General features: G+C 65.8%; 13 protein-coding genes. 9 read left to right on the top strand and 4 right to left on the bottom strand.

The genetic code is table 11. From position 1 onward, the window contains the following. The first annotated feature begins 24 nt into the window (after positions 1 to 24). The gene (locus SIL87_RS05240; protein ID WP_319613149.1) at positions 25 to 1389 is read left to right on the top strand and encodes a carbohydrate porin; all 1365 of its coding nucleotides are present in this window, start codon (positions 25 to 27) and stop codon (positions 1387 to 1389) included. 1 nt (position 1390) lies between these two features. Beyond that, positions 1391 to 2731, top strand: coding sequence for an 8-oxoguanine deaminase (locus tag SIL87_RS05235; RefSeq protein WP_319613148.1), 1341 nt, complete (start codon positions 1391 to 1393; stop codon positions 2729 to 2731). A 10-nt stretch (positions 2732 to 2741) separates the two neighbouring features. On the opposite strand, the gene SIL87_RS05230 is transcribed toward SIL87_RS05235, so the two are convergent. From SIL87_RS05230 to gcl, 4 genes are read right to left on the bottom strand one after another with little or no spacing between them, the layout of a single operon-like run. Continuing rightward, on the bottom strand, positions 2742 to 4013 hold the full coding sequence (locus tag SIL87_RS05230; RefSeq protein WP_319613147.1) for a glycerate kinase type-2 family protein: 1272 nt from the start codon (positions 4011 to 4013) through the stop codon (positions 2742 to 2744). A gap of 8 nt (positions 4014 to 4021) precedes the next feature. After that, entirely contained in the window at positions 4022 to 4909 is an 888-nt protein-coding gene (locus SIL87_RS05225; RefSeq protein ID WP_319613146.1) for a 2-hydroxy-3-oxopropionate reductase, read from the bottom strand. Continuing rightward, complete coding sequence (hyi, locus tag SIL87_RS05220) at positions 4906 to 5694, bottom strand: hydroxypyruvate isomerase (protein ID WP_319613145.1); 789 nt, start codon at positions 5692 to 5694, stop codon at positions 4906 to 4908. The genes SIL87_RS05225 and hyi overlap by 4 nt, the downstream gene beginning before the upstream one ends. 30 nt (positions 5695 to 5724) lie before the next feature. Further along, positions 5725 to 7554 carry a glyoxylate carboligase gene (gene gcl / locus SIL87_RS05215; protein WP_319613144.1) on the bottom strand — a complete coding sequence of 610 codons (1830 nt, stop codon included), beginning with the start codon at positions 7552 to 7554 and terminating at the stop codon, positions 5725 to 5727. Positions 7555 to 7832: 278 nt separating this feature from the next. Here gcl and xdhA point away from each other — a divergent pair, with 278 nt between their 5' ends. From xdhA to SIL87_RS05180, 7 genes are all read left to right on the top strand, one after another. Next, entirely contained in the window at positions 7833 to 9404 is a 1572-nt protein-coding gene (gene xdhA, locus SIL87_RS05210; RefSeq protein WP_319613143.1) for a xanthine dehydrogenase small subunit, read from the top strand. After that, complete coding sequence (gene xdhB / locus SIL87_RS05205; RefSeq protein ID WP_319613142.1) at positions 9401 to 11806, top strand: xanthine dehydrogenase molybdopterin binding subunit; 2406 nt, start codon at positions 9401 to 9403, stop codon at positions 11804 to 11806. The genes xdhA and xdhB overlap by 4 nt, the downstream gene beginning before the upstream one ends. Further along, positions 11803 to 12672: a xanthine dehydrogenase accessory protein XdhC gene (xdhC, locus tag SIL87_RS05200; protein ID WP_319613141.1), complete on the top strand. Its 870-nt coding sequence runs from the start codon at positions 11803 to 11805 to the stop codon at positions 12670 to 12672. Before xdhB ends, xdhC begins: the two co-directional genes overlap by 4 nt. Before the next feature lie 88 nt (positions 12673 to 12760). Next, positions 12761 to 13099, top strand: a complete 339-nt coding sequence (uraH, locus tag SIL87_RS05195) for a hydroxyisourate hydrolase (RefSeq protein WP_319613140.1) — start codon at positions 12761 to 12763, stop codon at positions 13097 to 13099. 5 nt (positions 13100 to 13104) lie between these two features. Further along, entirely contained in the window at positions 13105 to 14295 is a 1191-nt protein-coding gene (locus SIL87_RS05190; protein WP_319613139.1) for a urate hydroxylase PuuD, read from the top strand. Next, a complete protein-coding gene (gene uraD / locus SIL87_RS05185) occupies positions 14292 to 14822 on the top strand; it encodes a 2-oxo-4-hydroxy-4-carboxy-5-ureidoimidazoline decarboxylase (protein ID WP_319613138.1) in 531 nt (176 codons plus the stop codon). Before SIL87_RS05190 ends, uraD begins: the two co-directional genes overlap by 4 nt. Positions 14823 to 14877: 55 nt before the next feature. Then, on the top strand, positions 14878 to 16257 hold the full coding sequence (locus SIL87_RS05180) for a purine-cytosine permease family protein (RefSeq protein WP_319613137.1): 1380 nt from the start codon (positions 14878 to 14880) through the stop codon (positions 16255 to 16257).

Raw genomic sequence — 16257 nt, 5'->3', positions numbered from 1 at the left:
CCTCATCATCGAGAAAGCCAGATCATGATCGTCTTTCATCAGCGGCATCCCCGCGCCCTTGCGCTCGCTGCCGCCCTTGTCGGCATCCTGCCCGCGATCGCTTCCGCCCAGACCACGCCGCAGACCACGCCGCAGTCCGAAGTCGGACCGCTCCACGCCATCGCGGCGGCGGAACAGAGCCTGCACCAGTCGGGTATCGACATCACCGGCTATTACGAAGGTAATCTCTACGCCAACGTTAGCGGTGGCATGAAACGCGCCAATGTCTATTTCAGCGATCTCGCCTTCGGGGCGAATTTCGACCTCGCGAAGCTCGCCGACATCCCGGGCGCCACCATCGATTTCTCGATCGACTCCAGGTTCGGCGGCTTTCCGCAGGGGGTGAACGACCTCACCGGCAGTTCGGTCGGCTTCCTCGGGGGCGCCGGGCCGGACAATCATACCCGGCTGACCCAGCTTACCTTCGGCCAGAAACTTGCCGGAGGGGCGTTCTCCTACGTCGTCGGCCGGACCACGTTGGCGAATTACTTCGGAACCTCCTCGCTGTATTGCCAGTTCGAATCCTCGCTGTGCAGCAATCTGGTTCCGTTCAACTGGTCTGCCGACAGCAACGAGCCGTTCTACCCGATCGCGGTCTGGGGCGGAGAAATGGAGCTTGACCCGACGCCGCGGACCTACATGAAACTCGGCGTTTCGGAATCCAACCCGAGCCAGTATGGCGGCGGCGGCTTTCCGTGGAACGATGGCTGGTCGTTCCAGGGTGCCACCGGAGCGTTCGTACCGGTCGAATTCGGTTACACCACAGAGGCCGATGGCAGCTCGATGCCGGGGCGCTACGATGTCGGGTTCTATTACGACAGCTCCGACTTCGCCGATGCCCGGTACACCGCAACAGGCGGCAAACTGGCGTTCGCCGGTGGCAATCCAGCGCTCGACGGCGCGCAGAGCGTCATCTATCTGCAGGCGCAGCAGGTCTTGTGGCGGGATGGCGCGGCCCGGCGGCTCTGGGGGTTCGCGGCCGGTCAGTTCGCGGTCGAGGGCCACGCTCCGGTCACTGCCTATTACCAGATCGGCGCGGTGATGCAGGGCACGTTTCCCGGCCGGCCCCATGATACCGCGGGGATTTCGGCGGCCTATTACGTGTTCAATCCGCGCGTGACCGGTGCGCTCGACGATACGATCGCGGCGCATGGCGGGGCCGAACATATGTCTAACACCGAGGAGATCTTCGAGGCCAATTACGGCATCGCGTTGTGGCACGGCATCGCGCTGAAACCCTATATCGATGTGACGCTGAACCCCGACCAGTTCCTGTTCGACATTCCGGTGCCGAACCCGAACATCCGCCACGCGGTCGCGGTTGGCACCCAGCTGAATTTCGGCTTCTGAGATGCGCCGCTGGATCAAAACGCCGCTGGGCGGCATGCCGCAGGGCGCGGAGGCCGGGCTCGTCATCGAAGACGCCATCATCGCCGAACTCATCGCGCCCGGCGAGGTTCCGGCAGCACCGGTCGATGAAGTCTTCGATGCGTCCCGTCACGTGGTGCTGCCCGGACTGATCAACACGCATCATCATTTCTACCAGACCCTGACCCGCGCCTTCGCCCCCGCCCTCGATAAAAAACTGTTCGACTGGCTGGTCGCGCTCTATCCGGTATGGGCGAGGATCACCCCGCATGCCTTCCGCCTCGCCTGCCGGATCGCGCTGGCCGAACTTATGCTCTCGGGCTGCACCACCGCCTCGGATCATCACTATCTGTTCCCCGCGAGCCTGCCTGATGCGATCGATATCGAAATGGAGGAAGCCGCCGCACTCGGCATGCGGGTGGTGCTGTGCCGGGGCTCGATGGATCTCTCGGAGGAGGATGGCGGCCTGCCGCCGAAATCGGTCACCCAGCGGATCGACGTCATCCTCGCCGACGGCGAACGCCTCGTGCAGCGCTGGCATCGGCGCGGCCCGGGCGCGATGACCCAGGTGGCACTCGCCCCCTGTTCGCCATTCTCGGTCTCGGCGGATCTGATGCGCGAGACTGCCCGTCAGGCCACGGCACTCGGCGTCCGGCTCCATACCCATCTTGCCGAAACCGAGGATGAAAACGAATTCTGCCTCGCCCGGTTCGGCAAGCGCCCGCTCGATTACGTCGAGGAACTCGGCTGGCTGACCGACCACACCTGGTTCGCCCACGGCATCCATTTCACCGCCGCCGAACAGGAGCGCATGGGCCGCGCCGGAATGGGTGTCGCGCATTGCCCGACCTCGAACATGCTGCTCGGCTCGGGCCTGTGCCCGGTCTGTGCGATGGAGCGGCGCGGCGTCGCCATGGGGCTCGGGGTCGATGGCTCGGCCTCGAATGACGGTTCGAACATGATCCAGGAATTGCGCCAGGCCCTGCTGCTGCAACGCGCGCGCGGCGGCATCGGTGCCGCCGGATTCGCCGACCCGATCCGCTGGGCAACCGAAGGCTCGGCGAACTGCCTCGGGCGGCCCGATCTCGGGCGGCTCGCACCGGGGATGCAGGCCGATCTCGCGCTGTTCACCCTCGATGAAACCCGCTTCTCCGGCGCGGGCGATCCGCTTGCCGCCCTGATCGTCTGCGGCGCCCACCGGGCCGACCGGGTGATGATCGGCGGGCAATGGCGGGTGATAGATGGGGCGATCCCCGGACTCGACCTTGCCGGGCTGATCGCGGACCACCGTAAGGCGGCGCGGCAGGTGCAATCGGCGATCTGAACGCCCGCGATCAGCGGATCAGGATCGCCCGGAAATCATTGACATTGGTGCGGGTCGGGCCGGTCACGATCAGATCGTCGAGCCGGCTGAACACACCATATCCGTCATTATCGATCAGCGCCGCCACCGGATCGATCCCGGCGGCGCGGGCGCGGGTCAGTGTGTCGGGATCGAGGCGCGCGCCGGCATTATCCTCGGTACCGTCGATCCCGTCGGTATCGCCTGCGACGGCGTAGATCCGGGGGTTGCCGTCGAGCGCGACGGCGAGGGCGAGCAGGAATTCGGCGTTGCGCCCGCCCCGTCCCTTGCCGCGCACCGTCACCGTGGTTTCGCCCCCCGAGAGCAGGATGCAGGGGGGCGATGCCGGATGACCACGCTCGGCGCAGCTGCGGGCGAGCCCGGCCATCACCCGCGCGACTTCGCAGGCTTCGCCTTCGATCGCATCGCCGAGAATGAGCGGCGTGACCCCGGCCTCGCGCGCGATGGCGGCGGCGGCTTCGAGCGAGCGGAACGGCGTTGCGATCATCACCGTGCGGGCGCGGTCGAACGCGGGATGCCCCGGCTTGGGGGTTTCGGAGGCCGGGTCGGCCAGCCAGGCGGCAACGGCAGGCGGCGGCTCGATCGCGTAGCGGCGCAGGATCGCGCTGGCCTCGGCGCTGGTGGTGGCATCCGGCACGGTCGGGCCGGAGCCGATCACCGAAGGATCGTCCCCCGGCACGTCCGAGATCAGCAGCGTCACGATCTCGGCAGGTGCGGCGGCGGCGGCAAGGCGGCCACCCTTGATCGCCGAAAGGTGCTTGCGCACGCAATTCATGTCGTGAATCCCGGCACCGCTGCGCAACAGCGCGCGATTGACCGCCTGCTTCGCCGCAAGGTCGATCCCGGGCGCGGGGAGCGCGAGCAGGGCCGACGCTCCGCCCGACATCAGGCAGAGCACCAGATCGTCCGCAGTGAGACCCGCGACCATCGCGAGCATCCGCGACGCCGCACGCTGCCCGGCATCGTCGGGCACTGGATGCGCGGCTTCGACCACCTCGATCCGCGCGAGCGGACCGACGCCGTGGCCGTAGCGGGTGACCACGAGGCCTTCGAGCCTGCTCGACTCCGGCCAGTGCCGTTCGACCGCCGCCGCCATCGCCGCCGCCGCCTTTCCGGCACCGATCACGATGGTGCGGCCTTTCGGCGGGGGCGGCAGATGCGGCGGCAGGCAATGGCCCGGTAACGCCGCCTCGATCGCGGCGGCGAACATCCGCTCCAGTACGTCGGGCCCGACCGGCGCCATGACGCGCCTCAGACCGCGCCGATCTCGTGATTGGCGAGGCGTTCGAGCACCCGGACCATGCCGGAATGATCCCATGCCGCACCACCGGCGGCGCTCGCCGCGTTGAACAACTCCTGGCACGTCGCGGTATTCGGCAGGCTGACCCCGAGTGCGCGCGCGCCGGACAAAGCGAGGTTGAGGTCCTTCTGGTGCAATTCGATCCGGAATCCCGGCGTGACGTTGCGGGCGATCATGCGTTCGCCATGAACCTCCAGCACCCGCGAATTGGCAAAGCCGCCCATCAGCGCCGCGCGCACCCGCGCCGGATCGGCCCCCGCCTTGGACGCGAACACCAGCGCCTCACCCACCGCCTCGATGGTCAGGGCGACGATGATCTGATTGGCGACCTTGGTGGTCTGGCCATCGCCATTGCCGCCGACCAAGGTGATGTTCCTGCCCATTTTTTCGAAAATCGGCCGCACCGTCTCGAAGGTCTTTTCCGGGCCGCCGACCATGATGGTCAGGCTCGCCGCCTTGGCCCCGACCTCGCCGCCGGAGACCGGCGCATCGAGGTAGTCGCACCCAAGGTCGTTGATTCGTTTTGCGAATGCCTTGGTCTCGATCGGCGAAATCGAGCTCATATCGACCACGATCTTGCCCGGAGCGAGCCCGGCGGCCACGCCGGAATCGCCGAACAGCACGGTTTCGACATCGGGCGTGTCGGGGACCATGGTGATGATGATCTCCGCTGCGGCGGCGAGCGCTTTGGCGTCGTCGCAGGGTTTCGCCCCTTTCGCGATCAGCGCGGCGCTTTGGCGGCTGGATTTGAGAACATGCAGTTCATGGCCGGCGGCGAGCAGATGCTCCGCCATCGGTTTACCCATGATGCCGAGGCCGATGAACCCGATTTTACTCACGCGCCATGCTCCTTGCGATAAAGGTCGATCCAGCCGAGACCCGCTTCGGTCGTGGTGGCGGGCTTGTATTCGCAGCCGATCCAGCCATCGTAACCCAGCTCGTCGATCCGGCGAAACAGATAGGCGTAGTTGATTTCGCCGGTGCCGGGCTCGTGGCGGCCGGGATTGTCGGCGAGTTGCAGATGGCCGATCCGGGCGAAATGGGTCTCGATGCTGCGGGCGAGATCGCCCTCCATCACCTGCGAATGATAGATGTCGTATTGGAGGCGCAGGTTCGGCGCGCCGACATCCGCGATGATCGCGAGCGCCTGCGCGCTGCGATTGACGAAAAACCCCGGAATATCGCGCGTGTTGACCGGCTCCAGCAGAAGCATCAGGCCGGCTTTGTCGAGTTCGGCAGCCGCGAATTTCAGGTTCTCGATCAGGGTGGCGCGGGCGATGTCGGCGCTCTCCGTTGCCACGATCCCCGCCAGGCAATTGACCTTGGGGCAGCCGAGTGCCGTGGCGTAGTCGATCGCCCGCGCGACCCCGGCGCGGAATTCGTCGCGCCGCGCGGGATCGCAAGCAATGCCGCGCTCGCCGCCTTCCCAGTTGCCCGCCGGAAGATTGTGCAGGATCAGGCTGAGACCGTTATCGGTGAGCGCCGATTTCAGTGCGTCCTTGCCGAAGGCATAGGGGAACAGAAACTCCACGGCATCGAATCCCGCTTTGCGCGCGGCGGCGAACCGGTCGAGGAAGGGTAGTTCGGTGAACAACATGGTCAGATTGGCGGCAAAGCGGGGCATGGGATCTCCGTGCTGGTTGGTCGCGGGCGCTCAGGATTTTGCGGTGGTTTCGAGCGGTCTCGGGTCGGTCCGCCCCATCTCCTGGCTCGAACGCAGCGACAGATTGGGATCGAGGCAGAGGATTTCCTCGAACTCGTTGACCGCATCCACCTCGGTACCCATCGCGATGTTGGTGACCCGTTCGAGGATGAATTCGAGCACCACCGGCACCTTGAACTCGTCCATCAGCGCATGGGCGCGGGCGAAGGCGTCCTTGAACTCGTTGGGGCTTTTCACCCGTATCGCCTTGCAGCCGAGCCCTTCGGCCACCGCGACGTGATCGACACCGTAGCCCCGCACATCGTCCTGATCGGGACCGGCATTGATGTTGTCGAAGGCGAGGCTCACCTCGAAATCCATCTGGAAGCCGCGTTGCGCCTGACGGATCAGGCCGAGATAGGAATTGTTCACCACGACATGCAGATAGGGCAGCTTGTGCTGCGCGCCCACCGCGAGTTCCTCCAGCATGAACTGGAAATCGTAATCGCCGGAGAGGGCCACGATGGTCTTGTCCGGCAGGGCGGCGCGCACGCCGAGCGCCGCAGGCAGGGTCCAGCCGAGCGGGCCGGCCTGACCGCAATTGATCCAGTTGCGCGGCTGATACACCCGCAGGAACTGCGCCCCGGCAATCTGCGACAGGCCGATCGTGGTGACATAACAGGTATCTCGCGGCAGAATCTCATTCATCTCCTGATAGACCCGCTGCGGCTTGAGCGGCACCTGATCGAAATGCGATTTGCGCAGCATGACCGATTTGCGGTGCGCGCAATCACCGGCCCAGTCCGTGCGGTCCGGCAGCTTGCCCTGCGCCTTCAGATCGCGCGCCACCGCGATGAACTGGTCCAGCGCCGCCCCGGCATCGGACACGATGCCGAAATCCGGGCCGAACACCCGGCCGATCTGGGTCGGCTCGATATCGACATGGACGAATTTCCGCCCCTTGGTGTAGGTTTCGACCGAGCCGGTATGGCGGTTGGCCCAGCGGTTGCCGATGCCGAGGACGAAATCGGACTCAAGGAAATTGGCATTGCCGTAGCGGTGCGAGGTCTGCAGCCCGACCATGCCGGCCATCAGCGGATGATCGTCTGGGATCGTGCCCCAGCCCATCAGCGTCGGGATCACCGGAACACCGGTGAGTTCGGCGAATTCCACCAGCCGGTTCGCGGCATCGGCATTGATGATCCCGCCCCCTGCGACGATCAGCGGACGCTGGGATGCGTTGAGCATCGCGATCGCCTTTTCCGCCTGCCGCCGCGAGGCCGCCGGACGGTGGACCGGCAGAGGCTCGTAGGTCTCGTCATCGAATTCGATCTCGGCCATCTGCACGTCGATCGGCAGGTCGATCAGCACGGGTCCGGGCCGGCCCGAGCGCATGATGTGGAAGGCCTGCTGGAACACCATCGGCACCAGCGCCGGTTCCCGCACGCAGACCGCCCATTTCGTCACCGCCTTGGCGATGGTCTCGATATCGACCGCCTGGAAATCCTCCTTGAACAGCTTGGCTCGGGGCGCCTGGCCGGTGATGCACAGAATCGGGATGGAATCCGCCTGCGCCGCGTACAGCCCGGTGATCATGTCGGTTCCCGCCGGACCCGACGTACCGATGCAGATGCCGATATTGCCGGGTGCGGCCCGCGAATAGCCATCGGCCATGTGCGACGCGCCCTCGACATGGCGGGCGAGGATGTGGCGGATGCCGCCATCCGCCTTCAATGCCGCATAAAGCGGGTTGATCGCCGCACCGGGTACGCCGAACGCGGTATCGACCCCCTCGCGCCGCAGCACACGCACCGCCGCCTCGATCGCTCTCATTCTTGCCATGACCGTTTTCCACCCTTGTCGTTCGTCTCGTCCCGCAACCTCGCGCGCCGAGTCCCGATTTGCAACATCGTTTTCACGATACGGAATCGACGGGGAATAACGAAACAGGATCAATAGGTTAAATTGTTCCATCCCGTGGTGGCGCCCGGAGGATGCCACCATCATAAGCGGCGGCTTATACGATCAATTTCGCCTCCGCATGCCGATTGTTCTTGATTACCCTGGCACTCGCGTGCCCCAATCGGGTCATGCGCGAACACCGTCAACAGACGCAGGGCATGATGCAGCAGCGTATCAAATTCCATTTCGACGGCCGCATCGTCGCGGTCGATGATCAGCCGATCACCCGCACCGTGCTGGAATGGCTCCGCGCCTCCGCCCACCGGACCGGCACCAAGGAAGGTTGCGCCGAAGGGGATTGCGGTGCCTGCACCGTCATCGTGGCGGAACGCGCCGGGCCGGATGCCCCATCTTCAGCTATGCGGACATCCGGCATTCGGGCCGGTGGCCTGATCCTGCGCCCGATCAACGCCTGCATCCGCTTCCTGCCGACCCTGCACGGCAAGGCGCTGCTGACCGTCGAGGATCTTAGCCGCATGACCAGCGCGCCGCTCCACCCGGTCCAGCAGGCGATGGTCGATTGCCACGCGTCGCAATGCGGCTTCTGCACGCCGGGCTTCGTGATGTCGCTGTTCGCGCTCTACGTGAACCACATGACGGCGGGCACCAGGCCGGACCGTGCCGCGCTGGCCGATGGGCTCGCCGGAAATCTCTGTCGCTGTACCGGCTACCGCCCGATCCTCGATGCCGGCGAGCGCATGTTCACCCTGCCCCCTGCCCTGCTCGATACCGCCCCCATCGAAGCGTCTCTCGACCGGATCGCGGCGGAAACGCCGGAGATCTTCACCTATGCGGCCTCCGGCACCCCGACCGTCGCGACCGGACCCTCTCGCATCGACCATTTCACCGCACCCCGCACCGTCGCCGCCCTCGCCACGCTCTATGCCCGAACCCCCGGATCGCGCCTGCTGGCCGGTGCCACGGATATCGGGCTGTGGGTCAACAAGCAGTTCCGCGATGTCGGCGATCTGCTCTATCTCGGCGATGTCGCGGACCTGCGCATGATCGAACACGATGGCGACACGCTGCGGATCGGCGCCGGCGTGCCGCTCGAAGATGCCTGGGGCGCACTGATCGCGCTGATCCCGGACGTCAGGGAAATGGCGGTGCGGTTTGCCGGCCCGCCGGTGCGCCACGCCGGAACCATGGGCGGCAACATCGCCAACGGCTCGCCGATCGGCGATACCGCGCCGGTGCTCATGGCGCTCGATGCACGCCTGATCCTCCAGCACGACGAGGAAACCCGGTCGCTCCCGTTGAGCACGTTCTATCACGACTACATGCGCAACGATCTCGCCCCCGGCGAGTTTCTCCGCGCGATCGAAATTCCGCTCCCCGCCCCCGGCACGCTGATCCGCGCCTATAAAGTATCGAAGCGGTTCGATTGCGATATCTCCGCCCTCAGCTGCGGTCTCGCCGTGGTGCTGGAAGGCGGCACCGTCCGCCACATCCGCATCGCATTCGGTGGCATGGCAGCCACGGTCCGGCGTGCCCGGAAGACCGAGGCGATCCTTCAGGATGCGCCATGGTCCGAGGAAAGTGTTCGCGCCGCCATGGCGGCGCTGGAACAGGAGTTCGCACCCCTATCCGATCTGCGGGCATCGAGCGCCTACCGCATGCGCGCGGCGCGCAATCTGCTCTGGCGCTTCTGGCTGGAAACTCGGCCCGAGCGAAGCAGGCCCCCGTCGGCCACCCGCGTGCGGCAGTTCACCCTGGCAGGTGCGGCATGAACCGGGATGTCCGTACCCTGCGTCAGCCGGGATTTGCCGGCCATATCCCCCTCGCGCTCGGTGCGGCGGAAGCGGAAGCGATGGCGGCGGGCAATCGGGTCGGCATCAGTCCCGCCCATGAATCGGCCCATCTGCATGTCGCCGGGGCCGCGCCCTATACCGATGACATCCCCGAACTCGCCGGCACGCTGCATGCCGCACTCGGCCTGTCCCCGGTCGCGGCGGGAACATTGCTCGGAATCGATCGCGACGCCTTGTGCGCCATGCCCGGCGTGGTCGCGGTCTTCACCGCCGCGGACATTCCCGGAGCCAATGATTGCGGGCCGGTCTTCCATGACGACCCGGTGCTCGCCGAGAGCGATCTGCGTTATCTCGGCCAGCCGATCGCCCTGATCGTCGCGACCGGGCGCGACCTCGCACGGCGCGCGGCGGCGCGGATCAAGGACTTCCTGACCATCGAACCCGCCTCCCCGGTGCTGACCGCGCGGGAGGCCTTTGCGCGCGGGGATTCGCTGCTGCCGCCCACGCACCTCGTGCGCGAAACCGCGCCGGGCGCGCTGGATCTGGCCCTGCGAACCGCGCCCCATCGCCTCGATGGCCCGTTCAGCCTCGGCGGGCAGGAGCAATTCTATCTGGAGGGGCAGATTTCCTACGCGCTGCCGACCGAAAACCAGGGAATGCGGGTCCATTGCTCGACCCAGCACCCCAGCGAGATGCAGCATCTGATCGCGCATGTCCTCGGCTGGCGCAGCCATCAGGTGCTGGTCGAATGCCGGCGGATGGGCGGCGGGTTCGGCGGCAAGGAATCGCAATCCGCCCTGTTCGCCTGCGCTGCGGCACTCGCCGCGGCGCGGCTCGGTCAGCCGGTCAAGTTGCGGCTCGACCGCGACGATGATTTCCTGATCACCGGCCGCCGCCATCCGTTCGACTACGACTATCAGGTGGGGTTCGACGATGCCGGGCGCATCCTCGCGCTCGATGCCACGCTGATCGCCAATGGCGGCCACTCCGCCGATCTGTCGAGTGCGGTCATGACCCGCGCGCTCTGCCATCTCGACAATGCCTATTATTTGCCGGAAGTCGCGATCCACGGCTTCATCGCGCGGACCAACACCCAGAGCAACACCGCATTCCGTGGCTTCGGCGGCCCGCAGGGAGCGCTGCTGATCGAGATCATCATGGACCGGATCGCACGCACTCTCGGCCACGATCCGCTCGCGGTGCGCCGCGCCAATCTCTACGGCACCCACACCCGCAACGTCACACCCTACGGCCAGACGGTCGAGGACAACGTGATCGCCCCGATCATCGCCGATCTCGCCCTTAGCGCGGCATACGACCGGCGGCGTGCTGACATCGCAGCGTTCAACCGCGACAATGACGTGCTGAAAAAAGGCATCGCCCTGACCCCGGTGAAATTCGGCATCTCGTTCAACGTGCCGCATCTCAATCAGGCCGGCGCGCTCGTCCATGTCTATGTCGATGGCAGCGTGCTGGTGAACCATGGCGGCACCGAGATGGGTCAGGGTTTGAACACCAAGGTGGCGCAGGTCGTGGCCGATGCGCTCGGCATCGGCTTCGACGCGGTGCGGTGCAGCGCGACCGATACCTCGAAAGTCGCCAACACCTCGGCCACCGCGGCTTCGACCGGGGCCGATCTCAACGGCATGGCGGCGCGCGACGCGGCATTGACCATCCGCAACCGGCTCGCGGACTTCGCCGCCGCGCGCCATGGCGGCACGCCGGACGCCGTGAAATTCATCAACGATCAGGTGATCATCGGCACCACGGCGATGGACTTCACCGCACTGGTCCGCCAGGCCTATGAAGCGCGGGTCCAGCTCTGGAGCGACGGGTTCTACGCCACGCCGAAAGTGCACTGGGACCCCAAGGCGCTGAAAGGCCGCCCGTTTTATTATTTCGCCTACGGTGCGGCGGTCAGCGAGGTGATCATCGACACGCTGACCGGCGAGTTTTCGCTGCTGCGCGCCGATATCCTGCACGATGCCGGGCGCTCGCTGAACCCCGCGATCGATATCGGCCAGATCGAGGGCGGGTTCATCCAGAGCATGGGCTGGCTGACCACCGAGGAGCTGGTCTGGCACCCGGCGACGGGCCGCCTGCTGACCCATGCGCCGAGCACCTATAAAATCCCGACCGCGAACGACTGCCCGGATGCGCTGCACACGCGGCTGTTCGACAATCCAAATGCCGAGGCGACCATCCATCGCTCGAAAGCGGTGGGCGAACCGCCGATGCTGCTGGCATTCTCGGTCCTGCTCGCGATCAGGGATGCAATCGCGGCCTGCGGCGGCACCGACGCCGATCCGCCATTGCGCGCCCCGGCGACCCCGGAGGCGATCCTCGATGCGATCGTCGCAGTTCAGGGCGGCGCGCCGTGAGTCTGGCGGTGCCGTCAGGCGTCTGCGTCGAAATCCGCACCGTGCTCGGCTCCGCCCCGCGCGAGCCGGGCGCGCTGATGCTGGTGCGGGCGGACGGGATCGAAGGCACCATCGGCGGCGGCCAGCTCGAATTCGTCGCCATCGAACGGGCCCGCGCCCTGCTGGCAGTCTGGCACCGGCACGGTACCCCGCGCGATGACATCACCGAAACCCGCGCGCTCGGCCCGCATCTCGGCCAATGCTGCGGCGGGGTGGTGGTTCTGGCCTACCGCCCGTGGTTCGAAGCCGTGCTGCCGCCGCCGCACCCACGGTTTCACCTGCAACTGCATGGCGCGGGGCATGTCGGGCGCGCGCTGGTCCGCATCCTTGCCGCAATTCCCTGCACGATCGACTGGATCGACAGCCGTGTCGACGCCTTTCCGCCCGCGCAAGGCGACACCGTTGCACGGATCGAACCGCATATCACCGACGACCCGGTCGCCCGGGTCGGTCGCGCCCCGCCCCGCAGCCTGTTCCTGGTGATGACCCACAGTCACGCGCTGGACGCCGCGATCACCGGCACCGCCCTCGCACGCGGCGATGCCGGCTATGTCGGCCTGATCGGCTCGGCGACCAAGCGCGCCCGTTTCGAACATCGCTGGCGGCATCAGAGGCTTTCCGATGAGGCGATCGGGTCTCTGATCTGCCCGGTCGGCCTCCCCGGCATCGCGGGCAAACAACCCGAAATCCTCGCGGTCGCGATCGCGGCGCAACTGCTCAGCCATGCTCCCACACCCGATTCCGCGCGTAATCCCTCGATGCCGAGCACCTCGCACGCGTGCAGCGGCTGCGGGCCCGACCTGATCTGCCCGGCGCACGGGCATTGATCATACGCGCCCGCTTATGACCATCATTTGCGCTGCCGGCGGGCGCGCCGATGGCTCAATCTGATCGCGCCTACCAAGGGAGACGCTCATGACCGGCCTGACCACCCATATTCTCGACACCGCCAAAGGCCGCCCCGCGCCGGGCATCACGGTGCGGCTGTACCAAGCCGCCGCGCACCAACCGCTCGCCGAAGCGGTGACCGATGCGAGCGGTCGCGCCCTGCTGGTGGCCGACGACGCGGACATCCTGCGTGCCGGTATTTACGAACTGACCTTCGCGGTGGGGCCGTATTTCGGAATCAACGAGGCCGAACCTGCGTTTCTCGACGACATCGTCCTGCGTTTCGGCATCGATCCGGCGCAGCCCCACTACCACATCCCGCTCCTGGTCTCGCCCTGGAGCTACACAACCTACCGCGGAAGCTGACCCAAATGCTGACATATCTGACCGGCTGGGCGATGGCCCTGCTGATCTGGCTCCATGTGATCGCCGCGATCGCGTGGATCGGCGAATCGTTCTATTTCGTCATGCTCGACAACAGCCTGCACCCGCCTCACGAAGACGAGTCGAAGCGCCGCGGCGTGTTCGGCGAGATGTGGTCGGTCCATGGCGGCGGGTTCTATCACGCGCAGAAATACCTGGTCTCGCCACCGAAAATGCCGGACGATCTGCACTGGTCGAAATGGAAATCCTACGCCACCTGGCTCTCGGGTTTCTCGCTGCTGACCGTGATGTATCTGCTCCAGCCGGGCACCTACCTGATCGATCCCTCGATCGCGCATCTGACTCCGCTCGCCGCAGCCGGCGCGGTGATCGCCTTCCTCGCGGTGGGCTGGATCGTCTATGACGCGGCATGCCGCCTGCTGGGCGGGAACGATCTGGTCCTCGGCGTGGTGATCGCGATTTTCGTTGCCATCGCCTGCTATGTTTCGACCCATCTGTTCGCACCGCAACCGGCCTTCCTGATCGTGGGCGCGATGCTCGGCACCATCATGACCGCCAACGTGTTCTTCATGATCATCCCCGGCCAGCGCAAGATGGTCGAAGCCCTCGCGCGCGGCGAAACCCCGGACCCGCTGCCCGGCAAGCGCGGCAAGCAACGCTCGGTACACAACACCTATTTCACCCTGCCGGTCGTCTTCGCGATGCTCAGCAGCCATTTCGGCATGCTCTATGCGGGGTCGGCCAGCTGGATCAATCTCTGGCTCGCGATGATCGCGGGCGCGCTGATCCGCCAGTATTTCGTCCTGCGCCACACCGGCAGGCAGGATTGGAAACTGCCTGCGGTCGCGGCGGGTCTGTTCCTCGTCGTCATCATCCTGGTCGCCCCGGCGGGGATCACCCGCCCGGCGCGCGCCGCCGATGGCCCGGTGGTCAAAACCGCTGCCATCATGCCGATCATCGAAGAGCGCTGCTCGAAATGCCATTCCGCTCACCCGACCCTGATGGCGAGCGCCCCCGCCGGTCTGATGTTCGACACTCCGGCGGAGGTGCACCAGCACGCCGGGCTGATCTATCAGCAGGCGGTCCAGGCCAAATCGATGCCGCCCGGCAACATCACCCATATCACCGGGGCCGAACGCGCCCGGATTGCGGCATGGTACCGGAGCGGCGCGCAATGAACGCGGCGCAGACCGAAGCGGACGCGCTGATCGACCGGCTCAACCGCATGAACCGCGCCGATTTCATCGACACGCTTGCCGATATCTACGAGCATTCGCCCTGGGTCGCCGAACAGGCGGCCTCATTGCGCCCCTTCGAAACAACCGAGGCGATGGCCGCAACGATGCAGACCATCGTGCATCGCGCCAGCGCTGAGACGCAAATGGAGCTGCTGCGTGCGCACCCCGAACTCGGCCGGGGCGGCAACCTCACCACCCACTCCAACAGCGAACAGCGTTACGCAGGGTTCGACCGGCTGACCCCCGACATCGCGGAGACTCTCGCCGCACTCAACCGCGCCTACCGGGCGAAATTCGGCTTTCCCTTCATCGTCGCGGTGCGCGGTCAGAAAGATTCGCTCGCGATCATCGCCCAGATCGAACGCCGCCTCGCGAACGACCCGGATACCGAAGCCGCAACCGCGATCGATGAAGTCGGCAAAATCGCGCGCTTCCGGCTGGACCGGCTGAGCCAACCGGAGCGCTGAACCAACGACGCCCGGAAATTCAAAAGAACAGGAAACCAACCAAGGAAACGTCACCATGAAATCCAACGATCTGCTTACCGTGGAATCGAAGGGCATCGCACGGGTCGAACCCGAGGAAGCACACGGAACCCCCCGCGCCCTGTTCGGATTATGGGCCGCGGTCAACGTCGAATTCGCGACCATCACCACCGGCGCGATCGCGACCGGCGTGTTCGGACTATCCGCGCGCGATGCCATCCTCGCCATCGTGCTCGCCAACCTGATAGGCTGCACCTTGCTCGCCTTGTTCTCGACCTACGGCGTCGAATACGGACTGCCGCAGATGATCCAGTGTCAGGAATGGTTCGGCAAGCCGGGCAACCGCTTCCTGTCCTTCCTCAACTTCCTCAGCGGATTTTCCTGGTTCGCGGTCAATACCGTGATCGGCAGCTACGCACTGCACGCGACCATCGGTGTTGCAATCGATCCCGCGATCGTCGCGCTGACCGTCGTGCAGGTCTTCATCGCCCTGATCGGGCATGATTTCATCGTCGCCGCCGAACGCTGGTTTTTCTATTTCCTGATCGCGGTCTTCGCCATCCTCACCGTTCTGTCCTGGCTCAACATCACCCACGCGCCGCTGCCCAACCCGAAGAGCCTTGCCGAAGTCGGCGGGGCCTCCGGCGCGTTCCTGCTGACCGTCTCGATCATGCTCTCCTGGCTCGGCGGCTGGATCATGTATTCGTCGGACTACACCCGCTACCTGTGCTATCGCGACAACCGGCCGCAAATGAAACGCCGCGTCTTCATCAACACCTTCCTCGGTGCCTTTATCTCCTGCGTCTGGCTGGAATGTCTCGGCGCGTTCATCGGGGCCACGGTCCAGTTGAATTCCCCGTCCGATCTGTTTACCGCCTGGATTCCGGCGTGGTTCCGGCCCCTGCTGATCGTCGCGGTCATCATCGGCACGGTGAGCCCCAATATCCTCAACATCTATTCCGCCTCGCTCTCCGCCCTCGCCACCGGCATCCGGCTCAAACAATATCAGGCTGCCCTGCTCACCGGCGCGGTCGGTCTCGCCCTCGCGCTGTTCGGCCACGATAATTTCTACAAGCATTACGAGCTGCTGCTGTTCTTTCTCGGCTACGTCATTTTCCCGCGCGTGCCGGTGATGATCATCGGGCATTTCTGGCCCCGCCGCGCCCGCTGGCCGGGACTCGCGGTCGGGCATCTCGGCTTCGCCGCCTGGCTGATCGGGGTCGTGTGCAGCGTGCCGTTCTTCAACCAGTATCCGCTCTTCGTCGGCTCCTTCGCCCGCGCCTGGCCGCAATGCGGTGACATCTCGTTCTTCGTCGGTGCTGCGGCCACCACCCTCGCCTATCTGGCGCTCACCGCACCACGCCACGCCGCCGCCCACGCCGAACTGCCCTCCAGCGCATCCCCCACCTATGAATGA

The organism is Acidiphilium acidophilum, assembly GCF_033842475.1.
Taxonomy (GTDB): domain Bacteria; phylum Pseudomonadota; class Alphaproteobacteria; order Acetobacterales; family Acetobacteraceae; genus Acidiphilium; species Acidiphilium acidophilum.
This window is presented reverse-complemented; position numbering and strand designations above follow the sequence as displayed.